The following is a 15757-nucleotide window of genomic DNA, read 5'->3' as shown; positions in this document are numbered from 1 at the left end:
CATGTCTAGCACCCCGAAGCCGACGACTCCCGCGCCGACCGCGCACCGCGGGAGCGGCGGAGACGGCAAGGGCATCGCCCTGTTCGTGATCGCCTCCTGCCAGCTGATGGTCGTCCTCGACATCACGATCGTGAACATCGCGCTCCCGCACATCCAGAGCGCCCTCGACTTCTCGACCACCAGCCTGGCCTGGGTCGTCAACGCCTACACGCTCACCTTCGGCGGGCTCCTGCTCCTCGGCGGGCGTTGCGGCGACATCCTGGGCCGCCGCCGGGTCTTCATGTTCGGCGTGCTGCTCTTCGGACTGGCCTCGCTCTTCTGCGGGTTGGCGCAGAGCGAGTGGCAACTCCTCGCCGCCCGCGCCCTCCAGGGCGTCGGCGGCGCCATCGCCTCGCCGACCGCGCTCTCCCTCATCACCACGACCTTCGACGAGGGCCCCGAACGCAACCGCGCCTTCGGGGTGTTCGCCGCCGTCTCGGCCGGCGGCAGTGCGATCGGCCTGGTGGCCGGCGGCATGCTCGTCCAGTGGCTCGACTGGCGCTGGATCTTCTTCGTCAACGTGCCCATCGCCCTGGTGATCGCCTTCCTGACGCCCCGGCACGTCAAGGAGTCGGAGCCGAGCCCCGGCCACTTCGACCTCACCGGCGCGCTCACCTCGACGATCGGCATGGTGGCCCTGGTGTACGGGTTCATCCGCGCCGCGGACAAGGGCTGGCGCGATCCGTACACGATCGGCTCGTTCGTCGCGGCGGTCGTCTTCCTGGCCGCGTTCATCCTGGTCGAACGCCGCTCCCAGCAGCCCATCACCCCGCTGCGCATGTTCGCCGACCGCAACCGCTCGGGCACCTACGCCATCATGCTGTGCCTGGCGGCGGCGATCTTCGGCATGTTCTTCTTCCTCACGCTCTTCGTGCAGCAGGTGCTCGGCTTCAGCCCGCTGAAGGCCGGTCTGGCGTTCCTGCCGGTCAGCGCGATCATCGCGGTCGGCGCCGGGCTCACGTCGAACCTGCTGCCCCGGTACGGCACGAAGCCCTTCATGGTGACGGGCTCGGTCCTGGCCGCCGCGGGCCTCGCCTGGCTGACCCTGACGAACGTGGACTCCACGTACGCGGGGAGCATCCTCGGCCCGATCCTGGTCTTCGGCCTGGGCATGGGCCTGATGTTCGTCTCGCTGACCATCATGGCGCTCTCGAACGTCGAACCGCGCGACTCGGGCGCCGCGTCCGGCCTGCTCAACGCCATGCAGCAGGTCGGCGGCTCGCTCGGCCTGTCGATCCTGGTCACGGTCTTCGGCACGGCCAGCCGCAACGAGGCGGAGAAGCAGGTCCCCGCCTTCCTCTCCCAGGCGGGCCCCCTGGAGAAGGCCCGGTTCGCCGAGACCGGCCAGCTCCCGCCGCCCTGGGGCGACCAGGTGCTGACCTCCGGTGTCTCGGCGGGCTTCGTCACGGCGGCGATCTTCGCCGCGGTGGCCGCCCTGATCGCCCTCGTCGTCATCCAGGTCCGCGCCTCGGACATCGAACGCCTCAAGGGGGGCGGGGGCATGATGCCGGGCGGCTAGGAGGCCGGCGGTGCCTGAGTGGCCGGTGGCGGCGGCTAGGACGTCGGCTCGGGCCGCAGCCGGGCGTACGGCTCCGCGGGACAGGCGGCGTCCGGCGGGGCGAGCTTGAGGTAGGCGGTCGCGTACTGCGGGTTCTCGATCTCCTGGCCGGACGCGGGCTCCTGGAAGCAGACCCGCCAGGCGCTCGGGTCGGCGGGCAGGGTGACGTCGGTGTAGACGCTCTCCGGCCGCACCTTCCTCACCCCGACCGCCTCCAGCATCTCCTCGGCCTTGAAGAGGTCCGTCCCGGCGACCCCCGGCATCGACGGCCAGGAGACCTTCTCGCCGTCCGTGGCGGGACAGGGCAAGTCGACGCGCACCACCCCGAGGTCCAGCACGGGCCGCCCCCCACCCCGCTGCCCGCCCGCCACCTGGAAGCACACCTTCCACCCGTCCGCGTCCCACTGCCCGTCGTCCCGCTCGGACGCGTCATGCGTCACGACGTCGTACCCGGCCCCGTCCGCGACCTCTTGTGCCTCCTTGAGCACCTTGCCCACGAGCTGTGGGGGCCCGGTGGGCGTCGGACTCGCCGAAGGGGCGCCGGTGGTCGAGACCGAGGAGGGGGAGGCGGAGACCTCCGGCCGATCCCCCCTCTTCGCGTCCCCGACGCCCGCTCCCGGCTCCCCGGACGGGTCGCCGAACAACAGGAGCCCGCCCGCGAACACCACCAGCACCCCCATGACGACGAACCCCGGCCGCCGCCACCAGGGACGCGCGACGGGGGGAGGGGACGGGGGCGACGGGGGCACGGGCGCATAGGGGTCCACGCCGGGATCGTAGGCCCGCGCCCCGGGCCGCTGCCGACTTATGCCCGGATCAGCGACCGCACCGGCCGCGCCGACTGCGGGCGTTGGCCTCCGAGACGAGGGCGCTCAGCAGCTCCGCGCCGGTGAGGGGGTGGAGGTCCGCCGGGGCGACGTCCCACTGGACGCCGCCGGCGAGCGGACGGAGCCAGAGGCGCGGGCCGTCCGCCCCCGTGACACGGCCCACGAGGTTGCGGGTGGTGTCGAGGACGACCGCGCCGACGCGGGGGAGGCCGTGGTCCTCGCCCGTCACCGTGCGAGCCCGTTCAGGATCACCTCGGCGAGCGCGTGGGCGACGGGTGCAGAGCAGACGCCGAGGTGGACGAGGGCGTAGGAGGCCTCCCCCTCGCGCTCGTCCGGCCAGGGGCTGCGGATGTCCATGGCGGGGAGCTGGACCCCGGCCTGGGAGAGGGCGGCGGCGAGGGCGTCCCGTGCGTCCAGGGCCTCCTGGATCTTGGGCGTGGTCTTCGGTTCGCGCGGGGTGGGCGTCATGGGTTCACTCCTCGTGGGTCGGTTCCGTCGTTTCACGGACCCGTTGACGTGCGCTGGATTACGCTGCGTAGTCCAGGTGTGACGAGGATGTGCCCGGACGCGGGTGGGCCGGGTGTGGACGCGGGAGTACTTCCGCGGCGTACGACGCCGGTTCCACATCTTCCACGCCGCCCATCGGTACGAGCCGTTCGGAGGGGAGCCCCATGCCGCAGCGACGAGTGGTCAGCGGCCGGAGCCAGGAGCCGCGCCAGCGGTTCGCGGAGGAGCTGCACAGACTCCGGACGGCTCGGAAGCTGAGCCTGCGGCAGCTCGGCGAACGGGTGGGCTGGGACTGGTCCCTGTTCGGGAAGATGGAGAAGGGCGAGACGCTGGGCAGTCCGGACGTCGTCCAGGGCCTGGACACGTTCTACGAGACGCCGGGGTTGTTGCTGGCACTGTGGGAGCTGGCGGCGGGGGACAAGTCGCAGTTCAAGGAGCGGTACCGGCGGTACATGACGCTGGAGTCCGAGGCGGTGAGCCTGTGGCACTTCGGGGTGAGCGTGGTGCCGGGACTGTTGCAGACGCCGGAGTACGCGCGGGAACTGCTGGCCGCAGGCGGTTACAAGGGCAAGGAGCTGGGGCAGCAGGTCGAGGCGAGAATGAGCAGGAAGGCGCTGCTGGAGGGGGAGGACGCGCCGCCGTTCCGCACAATCCTGGCGGAGGCGGCCTTGCGTACACCGGTGCAGTACGTGCAGGAATGGCGCGCGCAGTTGGAGTACCTGCTGGAGATGTCCGAGCAGCAGAACGTCACTGTGCACGTCCTGCCGCAGAGCGCGGGAGTGCACGGACTGGTCGGCACGGAGGCGTGGTTCCTGCGTCTCGCGAACGGTCGCCCGGTGGCTTACACGGAGAATGCCCACAGCGGCGAGCTCATCGAAGAAAGCACGATGATCGAGCGCATGCAGCGTGCCTACGATGTGGTGCGCGACATGGCCTTGTCCCCCGCTGAGTCGCGGAAGTTCATCCTGCACATGTTGGAGGCAGTACCGTGCGACCCATCGATCTGAGCAACGTGGCTTGGCGCAAGAGCAGCTACAGCAACCCGGACGGCGGTGCGTGCGTCGAGGTCTCCGACGACTTCGCCCCCCTCGTCGTCCCCGTCCGCGACAGCAAGACCCCGCACGGCCCCGCCCTCGTGTTCCCGGCGGGCGGCTGGGACGCCTTCGTCGCGGCGGTCAAGGGCGGGCGGCTGGACGGCTGAGCGCACACGCACACCGGCCCCCGCGAACCTTCGGGTTCGCGGGGGCCGGTGCTCGTTTCGAGACCTGGTCTGTCGATTTCAAGCCGAAAGGAAAGTCGTTCTTTACATCTGCGATCGGCGGCGATCGATAATGAAGCGGACAGGTAACGTCCGATTCATTCGGTGCTGCTGAGCGTGCCGCTCACGTTGACGACCTCGTGGCACTCCCGCGCCTGCCGCCCCGTCGCGGGCGTACCGGGTTTCGCGCAGGTCACGTCGATGGTCACGGTGTCCTTCGCGCCGATCCTGATGGGGGTCACCCAGTGGTAGTCCTGGTTGCGGAAGGTCTCCAGCGCGATCGTGGTGATCTTCCGGTCGCCGAAGGTGATGGTCATCACCCCTTCGTCGCCCTGGAAGTTCGCCACCACAATGTCCGTGATCCCGAAGACGGTCTTCTCGGGCACGGTGTACGTCCCGGTCTTGCTCTGCCCGCTTCCCGTCTTCAGGTCGATCGTGGCCGAACTCTGCTGGCCTGCCCCGGTCCCCGTGCCGCCGGTCGAGCCTCCGCCGCCGGTCGAACCGCCGTCCGCGCCGCCCGGTCCGGCCCCCGTGCCCGGCTTCTGGCTGCTGCCGCCGGACGGCCGGCCGGTCTCGCCGGTGCCGGAGGTCGACCCGTCCGCAGCGCCCTCCGACGGGACGGGACGGGGCTGGACCGCCGCGGTGGCCGCCTCCTTGGCGGCGCTGCGCACGGTCGGCCGGACCAGGGTGAACCAGGCGATCAGCAGCGCGAGCAGCGCGGCGAGCAGGATGAGCAGCCACTTCGGGAAGATCGGTATCTGGACGAACTCCGCGTCCAGCGAGGGCCCGGCGAAGGGCTCCTCGGGGCGGTCCTCCGCCTCCGCCCGTTCGCCGGTCTCCCGGACGTCCACGGTGAACGGCCACACCGCGGGGTCGCCGAACCACACCGGGCTGGAGGTGCGGACCCGCAGCCGGAGCTCCTTCGACTCCCCGGGCTCCAGAGCCAGTTCCGCCGGTGTGAAGGTGAACCCGAGCTCCTCGCCGGCCTGTCCGGGCGTGAAGCCGACCCGTACCGGGGTGTTGCCCTGGTTGCGGACAGCCAGCAGATAGCGGCCGCGGAGCCAGCCGCGCCGGCGGCGCGGCGACAGCTCGGTCCGCAGCTCGTGGAACTCCCCGATCAGCACGACGGTTTCGAGGACCTTGACCGACTCGGGGTGCTCGTTCGGCAGCACCCGTACGCCGAGCGGCATCTCGCCCGCGCGGATCTCCGGCGAGCGCGGCGGCGCCAGACGGAGCGTCACCGTCTCGGAGGTGCCGGGATAGAGGGAGAGCCGCTCGGGCTCCACGGTGGTCCATTCGGCACCGTCACCGACGACCTTCAGGTCGTACGCCTCGACGATGTCGCTGTCGTTGCGGACGGTCAGGGTGGTGGTGGCGATGTCACCCGGCGTCACGGAGACGGCCGGTATGTCGAGACCGGGCGCACCGGGACCGGAGGAGGCTGCGGAAGGCGTCACCCGTCCCACCGTAGGAGCCGCGAAGGGCCCGCACGAGGCACACGAGGGCAATGTCCGGGCAGTGACGCTGCCCGGCAAGCACAAGTCAACTCTCCGGTAACAATAGATTCCTAGTCTGGAGAGCCGCCTTCCGCGTGCTGCCGGCCCATGGTCGTCTCGCGCTGTGCCTACCCCCCACCGACTCACGAAAACAGGTGTTCCCATGCTCCGTACGGAGGAGAAAGGCCCGGTCACGGCCGACAGCACGCCACGCGACGCCGTCCGGGGCCACCCGGTCCACCGCGCCTCCGGTTCCGGCCGTCCGCCCCGGGTGACCGTGGCCGTCTACGCCGCCGACCCGGTGCTGCGGGTGGGCGTCGTCCAGCAACTGCGCCAGCGCCCCGAGGCCGAACTGGTCGACGACGCGGACGCGGAGAGCGCCCAGGTCTCCCTGGTCGTCGTGGACGGCCTGGACGACGACGTGGCCGCCCTGCTGAACCGGCTGCGGTACAACGGCGCCACCCGCGCGGGGCTCGTGATCGGCACCCTCGGCGTCGGCGGGCTGGAGCGCGTCATCGAGTGCGGAGTGTCGGCGGTGCTGCGCCGCTCCGAGGCCGACCAGGACCAGCTCGTCCACCTGATCCTCGCGGTGGCCAACGGCGAGGGAGTGCTCCCCGGCGACCTGCTCGGCGAATTACTCGGTCACGTCGCCGGCCTCCGCCGCTCGGCCCTCGACCCCGGGGCCCTGTCCCTCTCCACCCTCACCACCCGCGAGGCGGAGATGCTGCGCCTGGTCTCGGAGGGCCTGGACACCGCGGAGATCGCCCGCAAGACCTCGTACTCCGAGCGGACCGTGAAGAACGTCCTGCACGAGATCACCACACGCCTCCAACTGCGCAACCGGGCGCACGCGGTGGGCTACGCGCTGCGCAACGGGCTCATATGACCCTCCCGTTCGACACGCCTGCCGTCCGGCACGCCCCGGGGCGTGCCGGCGCGGCGGCGGGGGAAGGCGGCGCTGCCCCAAAGCGCACCCCGCGCTTCCCCCGGGTGCGGCCCCCGGGCCCTGCCCCCGCGCGCGCCGTCGGTGGAGGGTGGCGGGGGCGCCTTCCGGTGCCGCACCACACTGCGAAGGGGACCGTGATGGAAACCGCTGGCCCCGGCGGACGGTACCGCCTGGGGAGACTCGCCTCGTCGCTCCTGCTGCTCGTCCCCCTGCTCGGGGCGACGGGCGCGGCCGGACCGGGTGGCTCCGGGACCGGCTCCGGGGCGGCGGACGCCGCGGACACCACGCGCATCGCCTACGCCGGCACCGGCCACCGCAGTCTCGGCGAGCCCGAGTCCACCACCTCCAGCACCCCGCTGTTCGGTCCCGGCCCCGCTCACTACGACACCGACCCGTCCGCCCTCGGCGACCGGCTGGTCTTCGCCAGCCGCCGCGACGAGAAGCACCCGCAGATCTACCTGCGGAACGCCGACGGGTCGGTCCTGCGGCTCACCGGCGGCATGGACGCGGCCCACCCCAGGCTCACCCCGGACGGCGGGTCGGTCCTCTTCGACGCGGCCGATCCGGTCGGCGGCCCCCGGCGGGACCTGTGGCTGGTGCGCACCGACGGCACCGGCCTGACCCGGCTGACCGACACGCCCGACGCCAGCGAGGAGGACCCGGCGGTCTCCCCCGACGGGGCCCGGATCGCCTACAGCAGCGACGCCGACCCCCTCGCCGGGCGGCAGATCTACGTCCGGGACCTCACGGGCGGCGCCGCCACCCGCCTCACCGATCCCGCGAAGGGCACCGCCTCCGAGCCCGCCTGGAACCCCGTCGACGACGACGTCAACCGCCGGTGGATCGCGTACACGTCGACCACGACCGAGGACGGGCGGCCCACGCGGCGGCTGCGGATCACCGACGGGGCCGTCGACGAGCCGCTGTTCGCCGGCGCCTACGCGAACTGGCGGGGCCACGGGGCGGCATGGCTGCCCGACGGGGACGGCCTGCTCTTCCTCAGCCCCGAGACCACCTGCTCCTGCAAGGGCGACTACGACCACGTCTTCAGGTCGGTCGTCCACTCCGGCCAGGAACCCTCCGTGGTGCTCGACGAGGAGCGCGACGTCCTCTCGCCCACCTGGATCGGCACCGCCGACGGCGGCCACGCGGTCGTGGAACGCGCCTCGGCGGCGACCTCGCACACGGTGACCCTCCAGGACATCCGCTCGGACGGCTCCGATCCGCGCGACCTGGTCCGGAAGATCCTCCGCGAGGACCCGGCGGCCGACACGAACACCGACCCCGCCAAGGACCCGCTCTTCCGGCCCGCGGCCCCGTACGACCCGTGGACCGAGCGGCAGAACTACACCCCCGACGGGCGCCGCATCGTCCTCACCCGCTTCGAGGGGCCCGACGAGGCGCGGATCGAGCGGATCTGGACGGCCGACGCCGACGGCACGAACGAGGCCCCGATGCCGCTCGCCGGGCGGGGCGAGCGGGACTGGGACACCGACCCGACGTTCTCCCCGGACGGCACGCACCTCGCCTTCACCCGCACCTCGCCCGGCGGGGTCGGCGAGGCCGCCGGGGCCAGCCGCATCCTCGTCGCGGAGGTCGCCACCGGCCGGATCACCGGCGAGGTCGTGCCGCCGGCCGGTCAGCTCCAGGGGCAGGACGCCCAGCCGACCTGGTCCTCCGACGGCACCACCCTCGCCTTCACCCGCAACGCGGTGATCGACGGGGGCGGCGGCAACAAGCACGTGTGGACCGCGTCCGTCACCGACCTGACCCGACAGCGCGACCTGAGCGCCGCGAACTGCCCCGGGACCTGCGCGGTCATCGACGACAGCCCGGCCTTCTCGCCCGACGGGCGCACCATCGCCTTCAACCGCAAGAACGGCGGCGGCCGGATCGACGAACAGAACGGTCTCCTCCTCACGTCCGTGTCCGGCGACGCCTGCCGGGTCCTGCTGCCCGTCACCGCCCGCGACCAGGCCGGCGCCTGCGGCCGGGACCTGCCGGACACCACGGTCACCGGACCGCACCAGCCGCGCGACGCCGCCTGGACCGGCGACGGCAGGCGCCTGGTGTTCAGCTCCCGGGCCGGGGCCGCGGTCAACAGCCCCGAGAAGCTGAACGTCCTGGAGGTCGGCTCCGGCGCCGTCACCCCGCTCACCGCCGGACTCGCCGGCCGCCAGAAGGAACCCGCCGTCCAGCAGTCCGTGGACCTCGCCCTCCGCGTGCCCGGCACCACACCGGAGGTCACCGTCGGCGACTCCGCCACGGTCACGGTCGACGTGGTCAACAACGGTCCCGCCGCCTCGCCCGGCACCCGGCTGACCGTCGTCCCTCCCGCCGGCGTGCGGATCACCGGGATCACCCGGCCCGGCGGCACCTGCGACGCCGCCTCCCTCCAGTGCGACCTCGGAGTCGTCGAACCCGGCGCCACCGTCCCCGTGGACGTCACGCTCACCGGCGTCACCGTCGGCGACGCGCCCCTCGACTGGTCGGTCACCGGCACGGTCCTCGACCCGCGGCCCGGCGACAACGCGGGCCGGACCGTGATCCCCGTACGCGAGGCACCCCCGACGCCGACCCCGACACCCACCCCGACGCCCACCCCGACCCCGACGCCCACGCCCATCCCGACGCCCACGCCACCTCCCACTCCCACCCCGACCCCGACCCCGATCCCCACCGTGACCCCCACCCCGACGGTGCCCCCGGAGCCCCCCGAGCCGAAGGCCGGACCCGGCGTGCGGATCACCGTCCAGCCCGAACCGGGCTACGTCGGCGGGCGCGTCGTCGTCACGTACACCGTCCGCAACGGACGCAACGCGCTGGCCACCGGACTGCGGCTGACGATCGGGCTGCCCGCGGGCGTGCCCGACGGCGGGCTCCCGGCGGGCTGCGACCGGAACCGGGTGTGCGCGCTGCCCGACCTCACGCCGGGCACGAGCACCGTCGTACGGGTCGTGCTCAGCCCCGGGAAGGCGATGACCGGCCGGGTCACCGCCGTGCTCACCACCACCGGGACGGACGCCGACCGGAGCGACAACACCGCCCGGGAACGACTGCGCGTCCTCCAGCCGCGCATCGTCGCGATGCCCCCGATCGGCAAGCCCGGGTTCGTCACCTCCGTACGCGGCCTGGACTTCCCGCCGGGCGCCCCGGTCCGCTTCAGCTGGAACCCGGGGATCACCGCCGCCGCCGCGCCGACCTTCCCGAAGGCCGACGGCACGTTCATCGGACAGCTCCTCATCCTCGCCAAGGACCAGACCGGGCCGCGCACCATCACGGCCACCGGCCCCGGATTCTCCCCGGTGAAGACCGACTTCCTGGTCGTCAGCGGCACCGTGCAGCCGCCGGACGGGGTGACCCGCCGGTGATCCACGAGGTCGACGAGGGCCTCGGGCGGCTGCTCTCCGCGAGCGGCCTGGAGGCATCGGGGATCGAGGTCGTCTTCGACGCCCCCACCCGGGACTGGGCGGCGCGGCGCAGCGCCCCCACCGTCTGCGTGTTCCTGTACGACATCCGCGAGGACGCCCTGCGGCGCGGCTCGGGAACGGGCGAGGTCTACGACGGGGACGGCCACCTCGTCGCACGCCGCTCCCCGCCGCGCTGGTTCCAGCTCACCTACCTGGTGACGGCGTGGGCCAACCGGCCCCAGGACGAGCACCGGCTGCTGTCCCAGGTGCTCGCCGCCCTCGTCGCCCAGGACGCGCTCCCCGCGCCGCTGCTCACCGGCTCGCTGGCCGAACTCGGCCTGACCGTCGGTCTGGAGACCGCCGGGGCGGGCATGGACGCGCCGGCCGCGGCCGACGTCTGGTCGGCCCTCGGCGGGGAGATGAAGGCCTCCCTCGGACTGCGGGTCCGGGCCCCGCTCGCCGGAGTGACCGAGGCCACCGCGCCGCCCGTCACCGAAGGGCTCGTCGTCCGCTCGGCCGCCGCCCGCGACGGCGCCGCCGAGGAGGGGGACCCGGGCCGCAGGCTGCGCTACACCGAGGTCACCGACCCCGGCCGCGACGGCTTCACCGGACCCCGCGAGCGCCCGCCCGCCCCGGCCCGGCGCCGCCGCAGGGGGGACCGCCAGCCGTGACGTACACCGTGGAACCCCTGACCGACGGCGGTGCCGGCACGGGACGGCACCGCGATCCGGACGCCCTGTGGACGCGGCTCGGCGCCGTCGAGGCGCGCGTGCGGGAGGCCGTGGCGGCGCGCCGCGCCCTCGACCCCGACCCCGACGACCCCTACCGGGGCCAGTACCTCACCCCGGAGGCCGCCGAGCGGATCCTGGAGCAGCCGGGCGGCCTCGGCCCGCTGGGACCGGAGCGGGAGCCGGAGCCCTGGCGCCCTCCCGCCGGATCGCTCCTCGACGGTCTCGCACGGCGGTTCGGGCTGACCCCGCTCGACCTGGACCTGCTCCTCGTCGCCGTCGCACCGGACCTGGACGCCCGGTTCGAGCGCCTCTACGGCTACCTCAACGACGACCTGACGCGCCGTCGGCCCACCCTCGGACTCGCCCTGGAGCTGTGCGGACTCGCCGGCGCCTCGCCCGCCCGGTTCCGGCTCGCCCCCGGCGCGCCGCTGGTCGACCACGGCCTGGTGGAGGTCACCGAACCGGAACGGCCGCCACTGTCCCGCGTCCTGGCCGTGCCCGACCGGATCACCGCCCACCTCCTGGGCGACGACCGGCCCGACGCCCGGCTCGCCGGGGTGCTCGGCGAGGTCCGCGAGGACCCGACCGCCGACACGGCGGACGTCCGCCGCACCGCCTCGGCGGCCACGACCGGCGTCGGACTCGTCCACCTGCGCGGCCGGGGCGGCGACGCCGAGGGGCTGGCCGCCGCCGCCCTCACGGCGGCCGGGCTCGGCACGCTGGCCCCGGACGCGGCGGCGCTCGCCCGGCGCCCCGCCGACGTGCCCGCGCTCGCCCGGGTGCTCGCCCGTGAGGCCCGGCTGACCGGCTCCGGCGTGGTCCTCGGCCCGCTGGGCGAGCTGCCCGGCGAACCCGCCGAACGGGCCCGCGTCCTCGCGTCGCTGTGCGCCGCGCTGCGCGGGCTCCCGCTCCTCACCCACGGCACCGTCGGCTGGGACCCGGCCTGGGCGGCCGACACCCCCGTCGTCCTGGACGTCGGGGCGCCCACCCCCGAGCGCCAGGCCGCCCGCTGGCGCCACGCCCTCGACCGCGCCGCCGGAGACGGGGGACCGGCGACCGGCGACGTCGCGGCGCTCGCTCGGGCCGTCGCCGCGCACCGCCTCGACTCCGGTCAGCTCCGCCGGGCCGCCGACGCGGCCGTGCGGACGGCCGCCCTGGACGGCCGGGCGGTGGAGCCCGACGACCTGCGGGCCGCCGTACGGGCGCAGAACGGCGCGGGACTCGACCGGCTCGCCCGCCGGGTGGAGCCGGGCGTCGGCTGGGACGACCTGGTGCTGCCGCCGACCACCCACCGGCGGCTGCGCGAATTCGCCCTGCGCGCACGCCATCGCGAGCGGGTGCTCGGACAGTGGGGCATGCGGCCCGGCGGCGGCCGGGGCCGCGGGGTCGTCGCGCTGTTCGCGGGCGAGTCCGGCACCGGCAAGACCATGTCGGCCGAGGTCGTCGCCGCCGACCTGGGCATGGACCTGTACGTGGTGGACCTGTCCACGGTCGTCGACAAGTACATCGGGGAGACCGAGAAGAACCTGGAGCGGATCTTCACCGGGGCGTCGGCGGTCAACGCCGTCCTGCTCTTCGACGAGGCCGACGCCATCTTCGGCAAGCGCTCCGAGGTCAAGGACGCCCACGACCGGCACGCCAACATCGAGTCGGCGTACCTGCTCCAGCGCATGGAGTCGTTCGACGGGATCGCGGTGCTGACCACCAACCTGCGGGCCAACCTCGACGAGGCGTTCACCCGCCGTCTGGACGTGGTGGCGGACTTCCCCGTGCCGAACGCGGAACAGCGCCTGGCGCTGTGGGACCGGTGCCTGGGCACCCGGCTGCCCCGGGGCGACGACCTGGACCTCGCCTTCTGTGCCGACCGCTTCGAACTGGCCGGCGGTTCGATCCGGGCCTGTGCGGTCACCGCGGCCTACCTCGCCGCCGAGTCCGGCGCGCCGCTCACCATGGGGCAGGTGGTCACCGCGGTCGCGCAGGAGTACCGCAAGCTCGGACGGCTGGTCCTGGAGGGCGAGTTCGGGCCGTACCTGGCGCAGGCCGTGGGGGCCTGAGCGGGGTCCGGCCGCGCGTCCAGGGGCGAACGGGCAGCGCGGGGGCAGTCCCGGGTGACGTCCGGACGGTCACCGCGGACCGTCCGCGAGGCAGCGGCGCTGCCCCCGGGCAGGTCCGCGGGTCCCTGCCGTTCCGGCGGCGGGCCGCGCAGACTCGACCTGGACACAGGTCGCCGCAAGGCGCTGGACGCAGGTCACCGCACGACCGCAAGGACGCTAAGGAGCGAGCATGCCGACGTACCTCACCCCGGGCGTGTACGTGGAGGAGGTGCAGTCCGGTGCCAGGCCGATCGAAGGGGTCGGCACGGCCGTCGCCGCGTTCGTCGGCTTCGCCGAGAAGGGCCCGTTCCACACCCCGACGCTGGTGACCAGCTGGGACCAATACTCCCAGGCGTTCGGCGGCTTCACCGAGGGCACGTACCTCGCCCACGCGCTCTACGGCTACTTCTCCAACGGCGGCGGCGCCGCGTACGTCGTGCGCATCGGCGGCACGGCCGAGGCCGGAGCCCGGTCCGCCGACGCCGACCGGCGCGACCGGGAGAGCCCCGCCGTACGGCCGGTGGAGCTCGGCGGCTTCCTGATCGCGGCCAGGCCGGGCGTGACCGGGGTGTCGGTCGAGGTCGCCGACGCCGAGGGCGAGAACCCGCCGGAGGACCGCTTCCGGCTCCTCGTCCGCCGGGGCGACCAGGTCGGCGAGACGTACGAGGCCTCCGCCCGCAAGAACGTCAAGGGCTACCTGGTCACCCAGGCCCGCGCCTCCGAGCTGATCGAGGTCACCGAGCAGCGCGGCGCACCCCAGACCCGGCCCGCCTCCCAGACCGTCGCGGTTCCCGACGCGCCCGGTGCCCCCGCCGTCCCGGCCTCCGCCGAAGCGGCCCGCATCGACCCCGCCGAGTACGTCGGCGACGCGGCGGCCCGCACCGGGTTCGGCGGTCTGGAGACCATCGACGAGATCACCATGGTCGCGGTGCCCGACCTGATGGGCGCCTACCAGCGCGGCGACATCGACGCCGAGGGCGTGCGCACCGTGCAGCTCGCCGTCATCTCGCACTGCGAGCAGATGGGCGACCGCGTCGCCGTCCTCGACACCCCGCCCGGGCTCAACGCCCAGCAGGTGCGCACCTGGCGCATGGACGAGGCCGGGTACGACTCCCGTTACGCCACCCTCTACTACCCCTGGGTGCGGGTCTTCGACCCGGCCCTCGGACGCAACACGACCGTCCCGCCGAGCGGTCACATCGCCGGCGTGTGGGCGCGCAGCGACGCCGAGCGCGGGGTGCACAAGGCCCCCGCCAACGAGGTGATCCGCGGCGCGGTCGACCTGGACATCCGTCTCAGCAAGGGCGAGCAGGACCTGCTCAACCCGATTGGCGTGAACTGCGTCCGGGCCTTCCCCGGCCGCGGCATCCGGATCTGGGGCGCCCGCACGCTCTCCTCCGACCCGGCCTGGCGCTACCTGAACGTGCGCCGCCTGTTCAACTACCTGGAGGAGTCGATCCTCCTGGGCACGCAGTGGGTCGTGTTCGAGCCGAACGACGACCGGCTGTGGTCCAGCATCCGGCGCAACGTCACCGCGTTCCTCACCGAGGAGTGGCGCCGGGGCGCGCTGTTCGGCCGGACCGCCGACGAGGCGTTCTACGTGAAGTGCGACCGCGAGAACAACCCGCAGGAGTCCATCGACCAGGGCCGCGTGGTCTGCGAGATCGGCGTCTCGCCGGTCAAGCCCGCCGAGTTCGTGGTCTTCCGGCTGGCCCAGTTCTCCGACACCACCAGCCTCATCGACGAGTGACCCACGGGTCCCGGTCGGATACGCAAGGAAAGGTTGACAGACAGTCATGGCAACGGGCGATGCTCTTTCCACCCACGTCTTCGGCGTGCAGCTCGGCGGATACCTCGTGGAGTCCATCCAGGAGATCAGCGGCTTCACCGTCGAGGAGGACGTCGTAGAGGTCAAGCAGGTCACCGCCGAGGGCAAGCAGATCATCCGCAAGCAGCCGGGCGCCCGGCAGGCCGGCGAGATCACGATCACCCGGGGGCTCGACCAGAGCAGCGAGTTCACCAAGTGGATCAAGGAGACCCTGAACAACGGGGCCGTGAACTCCGCTCGGCAGAACCTGACCATCGAGATCAAGGACACCGAGGGCACCACGGTCCGCCGCATCCAGCTCATGCAGGGCTGGGCGTCCAAGTGGGAGGGCCCCTCGCTGAAGGCGGGCGAGTCCTCCCCGGCCACCGAGTCCGTCACGATCGTGTTCGAGGAGATCGTCGTCGAATGAGGCGCCGAACCGTGACGGCGGGCAACCTCGACGAGATCCTCCAGCTCACGGCGCCCGCCCAGGCGCCGGAGCAGCAGGCCGCGCCCCCGGCCGCCGCCCCGCCGCCTCCGCGGCACCGGGAGGACGGCGGGCTGCGCACGGAGTTCGAGTTCGAGCTGCCGCGCGGCTACGTGGACGAGGCGGGCACCGTGCACCGGCACGGTTCCATGCGCCTGGCCACCGCCCGCGACGAGCTGCGGCCCCAGATCGACCTGCGGGTCAAGGAGAACCCGGCCTACCTGAGCGTCGTCCTGCTGAGCCAGGTGATCACCCGGCTCGGCAACATCACCGACGTGCACGCCGGGATCGTCGAGCGGATGTACGCCACCGACGTGGCGTTCCTCCAGGACTTCTACCGCCGTGTCAACAGCGAGGGGCACACCCGGGCGGCGGTGACCTGCCCGCACTGCGAGGGCGGCTTCGAGGTCGACCTCTCGGGTGGGCGCCTGGGGGAATCGTGACGTACGCCCTTCCCCGCCTCCGGGAGGAGATCGCGTACGTCGCCTACCACTTCCACTGGCGGCGCGAGGAGATCCTCGATCTCACCCACGGCGAACGGCAGCAGTGGGTGGCTGAGATCGCTCGTATCAACACCCGCATGAACGAAGGCGGTTGA

At 73.3% G+C, this 15757-nt stretch carries 15 protein-coding genes; 11 read left to right on the top strand and 4 right to left on the bottom strand.

All coding sequences use genetic code 11. The features are described from left to right. Nucleotide 1: 1 nt before the first annotated feature. Entirely contained in the window at nucleotides 2-1558 is a 1557-nt protein-coding gene (locus AB0398_RS26925) for an MFS transporter (protein WP_366378203.1), read from the top strand. A 35-nt stretch (nucleotides 1559-1593) separates the two neighbouring features. Here AB0398_RS26925 and AB0398_RS26920 read toward each other — a convergent pair whose 3' ends face one another. The 3 genes from AB0398_RS26920 to AB0398_RS26910 are packed head-to-tail and all read right to left on the bottom strand — an operon-like array spanning nucleotide 1594 to nucleotide 2892. Continuing rightward, nucleotides 1594-2364: a hypothetical protein gene (locus AB0398_RS26920; RefSeq protein WP_366378202.1), complete on the bottom strand. Its 771-nt coding sequence runs from the start codon at nucleotides 2362-2364 to the stop codon at nucleotides 1594-1596. Nucleotides 2365-2413: 49 nt separating this feature from the next. Further along, the gene (locus tag AB0398_RS26915; protein WP_366378201.1) at nucleotides 2414-2653 is read right to left on the bottom strand and encodes a hypothetical protein; all 240 of its coding nucleotides are present in this window, start codon (nucleotides 2651-2653) and stop codon (nucleotides 2414-2416) included. After that, complete coding sequence (locus AB0398_RS26910; RefSeq protein ID WP_365541758.1) at nucleotides 2650-2892, bottom strand: hypothetical protein; 243 nt, start codon at nucleotides 2890-2892, stop codon at nucleotides 2650-2652. The genes AB0398_RS26915 and AB0398_RS26910 overlap by 4 nt, the downstream gene beginning before the upstream one ends. 203 nt (nucleotides 2893-3095) lie before the next feature. Here AB0398_RS26910 and AB0398_RS26905 point away from each other — a divergent pair, with 203 nt between their 5' ends. Together AB0398_RS26905 and AB0398_RS26900 are read left to right on the top strand one after the other, a co-directional pair. Further along, nucleotides 3096-3938: a helix-turn-helix transcriptional regulator gene (locus AB0398_RS26905; protein WP_366378200.1), complete on the top strand. Its 843-nt coding sequence runs from the start codon at nucleotides 3096-3098 to the stop codon at nucleotides 3936-3938. Continuing rightward, nucleotides 3920-4132, top strand: coding sequence for a DUF397 domain-containing protein (locus tag AB0398_RS26900; RefSeq protein ID WP_366378199.1), 213 nt, complete (start codon nucleotides 3920-3922; stop codon nucleotides 4130-4132). The genes AB0398_RS26905 and AB0398_RS26900 overlap by 19 nt, the downstream gene beginning before the upstream one ends. 155 nt (nucleotides 4133-4287) lie before the next feature. Here AB0398_RS26900 and AB0398_RS26895 read toward each other — a convergent pair whose 3' ends face one another. Then, a complete protein-coding gene (locus AB0398_RS26895) occupies nucleotides 4288-5646 on the bottom strand; it encodes a hydrolytic protein (protein ID WP_366378198.1) in 1359 nt (452 codons plus the stop codon). Nucleotides 5647-5848: 202 nt separating this feature from the next. Here AB0398_RS26895 and AB0398_RS26890 point away from each other — a divergent pair, with 202 nt between their 5' ends. The 8 genes from AB0398_RS26890 (at nucleotide 5849) to AB0398_RS26855 (ending at nucleotide 15757) form a co-directional block, all read left to right on the top strand. After that, nucleotides 5849-6571, top strand: coding sequence for a LuxR C-terminal-related transcriptional regulator (locus AB0398_RS26890; protein ID WP_366378197.1), 723 nt, complete (start codon nucleotides 5849-5851; stop codon nucleotides 6569-6571). 197 nt (nucleotides 6572-6768) lie between these two features. Continuing rightward, entirely contained in the window at nucleotides 6769-10002 is a 3234-nt protein-coding gene (locus AB0398_RS26885; RefSeq protein WP_366378196.1) for a hypothetical protein, read from the top strand. Continuing rightward, entirely contained in the window at nucleotides 9999-10712 is a 714-nt protein-coding gene (locus AB0398_RS26880) for a DUF4255 domain-containing protein (RefSeq protein ID WP_366378195.1), read from the top strand. Before AB0398_RS26885 ends, AB0398_RS26880 begins: the two co-directional genes overlap by 4 nt. A gap of 8 nt (nucleotides 10713-10720) precedes the next feature. Next, nucleotides 10721-12826, top strand: a complete 2106-nt coding sequence (locus AB0398_RS26875; protein WP_366378259.1) for an ATP-binding protein — start codon at nucleotides 10721-10723, stop codon at nucleotides 12824-12826. Between the two features lie 229 nt (nucleotides 12827-13055). Beyond that, entirely contained in the window at nucleotides 13056-14615 is a 1560-nt protein-coding gene (locus AB0398_RS26870) for a phage tail sheath family protein (RefSeq protein WP_366378194.1), read from the top strand. 46 nt (nucleotides 14616-14661) lie between these two features. Next, the gene (locus AB0398_RS26865) at nucleotides 14662-15102 is read left to right on the top strand and encodes a phage tail protein (protein ID WP_053640843.1); all 441 of its coding nucleotides are present in this window, start codon (nucleotides 14662-14664) and stop codon (nucleotides 15100-15102) included. After that, nucleotides 15099-15602 (top strand): hypothetical protein, encoded by a 504-nt coding sequence (locus tag AB0398_RS26860; RefSeq protein WP_366378193.1) that lies wholly within the window; start codon nucleotides 15099-15101, stop codon nucleotides 15600-15602. Before AB0398_RS26865 ends, AB0398_RS26860 begins: the two co-directional genes overlap by 4 nt. After that, nucleotides 15599-15757, top strand: coding sequence for a DUF6760 family protein (locus tag AB0398_RS26855; protein ID WP_366378192.1), 159 nt, complete (start codon nucleotides 15599-15601; stop codon nucleotides 15755-15757). The genes AB0398_RS26860 and AB0398_RS26855 overlap by 4 nt, the downstream gene beginning before the upstream one ends.

This window comes from Streptomyces sp. NPDC086147 (assembly GCF_040702165.1).
In the GTDB taxonomy this organism is placed as follows: Bacteria; Actinomycetota; Actinomycetes; order Streptomycetales; family Streptomycetaceae; genus Streptomyces.
This window is presented reverse-complemented; position numbering and strand designations above follow the sequence as displayed.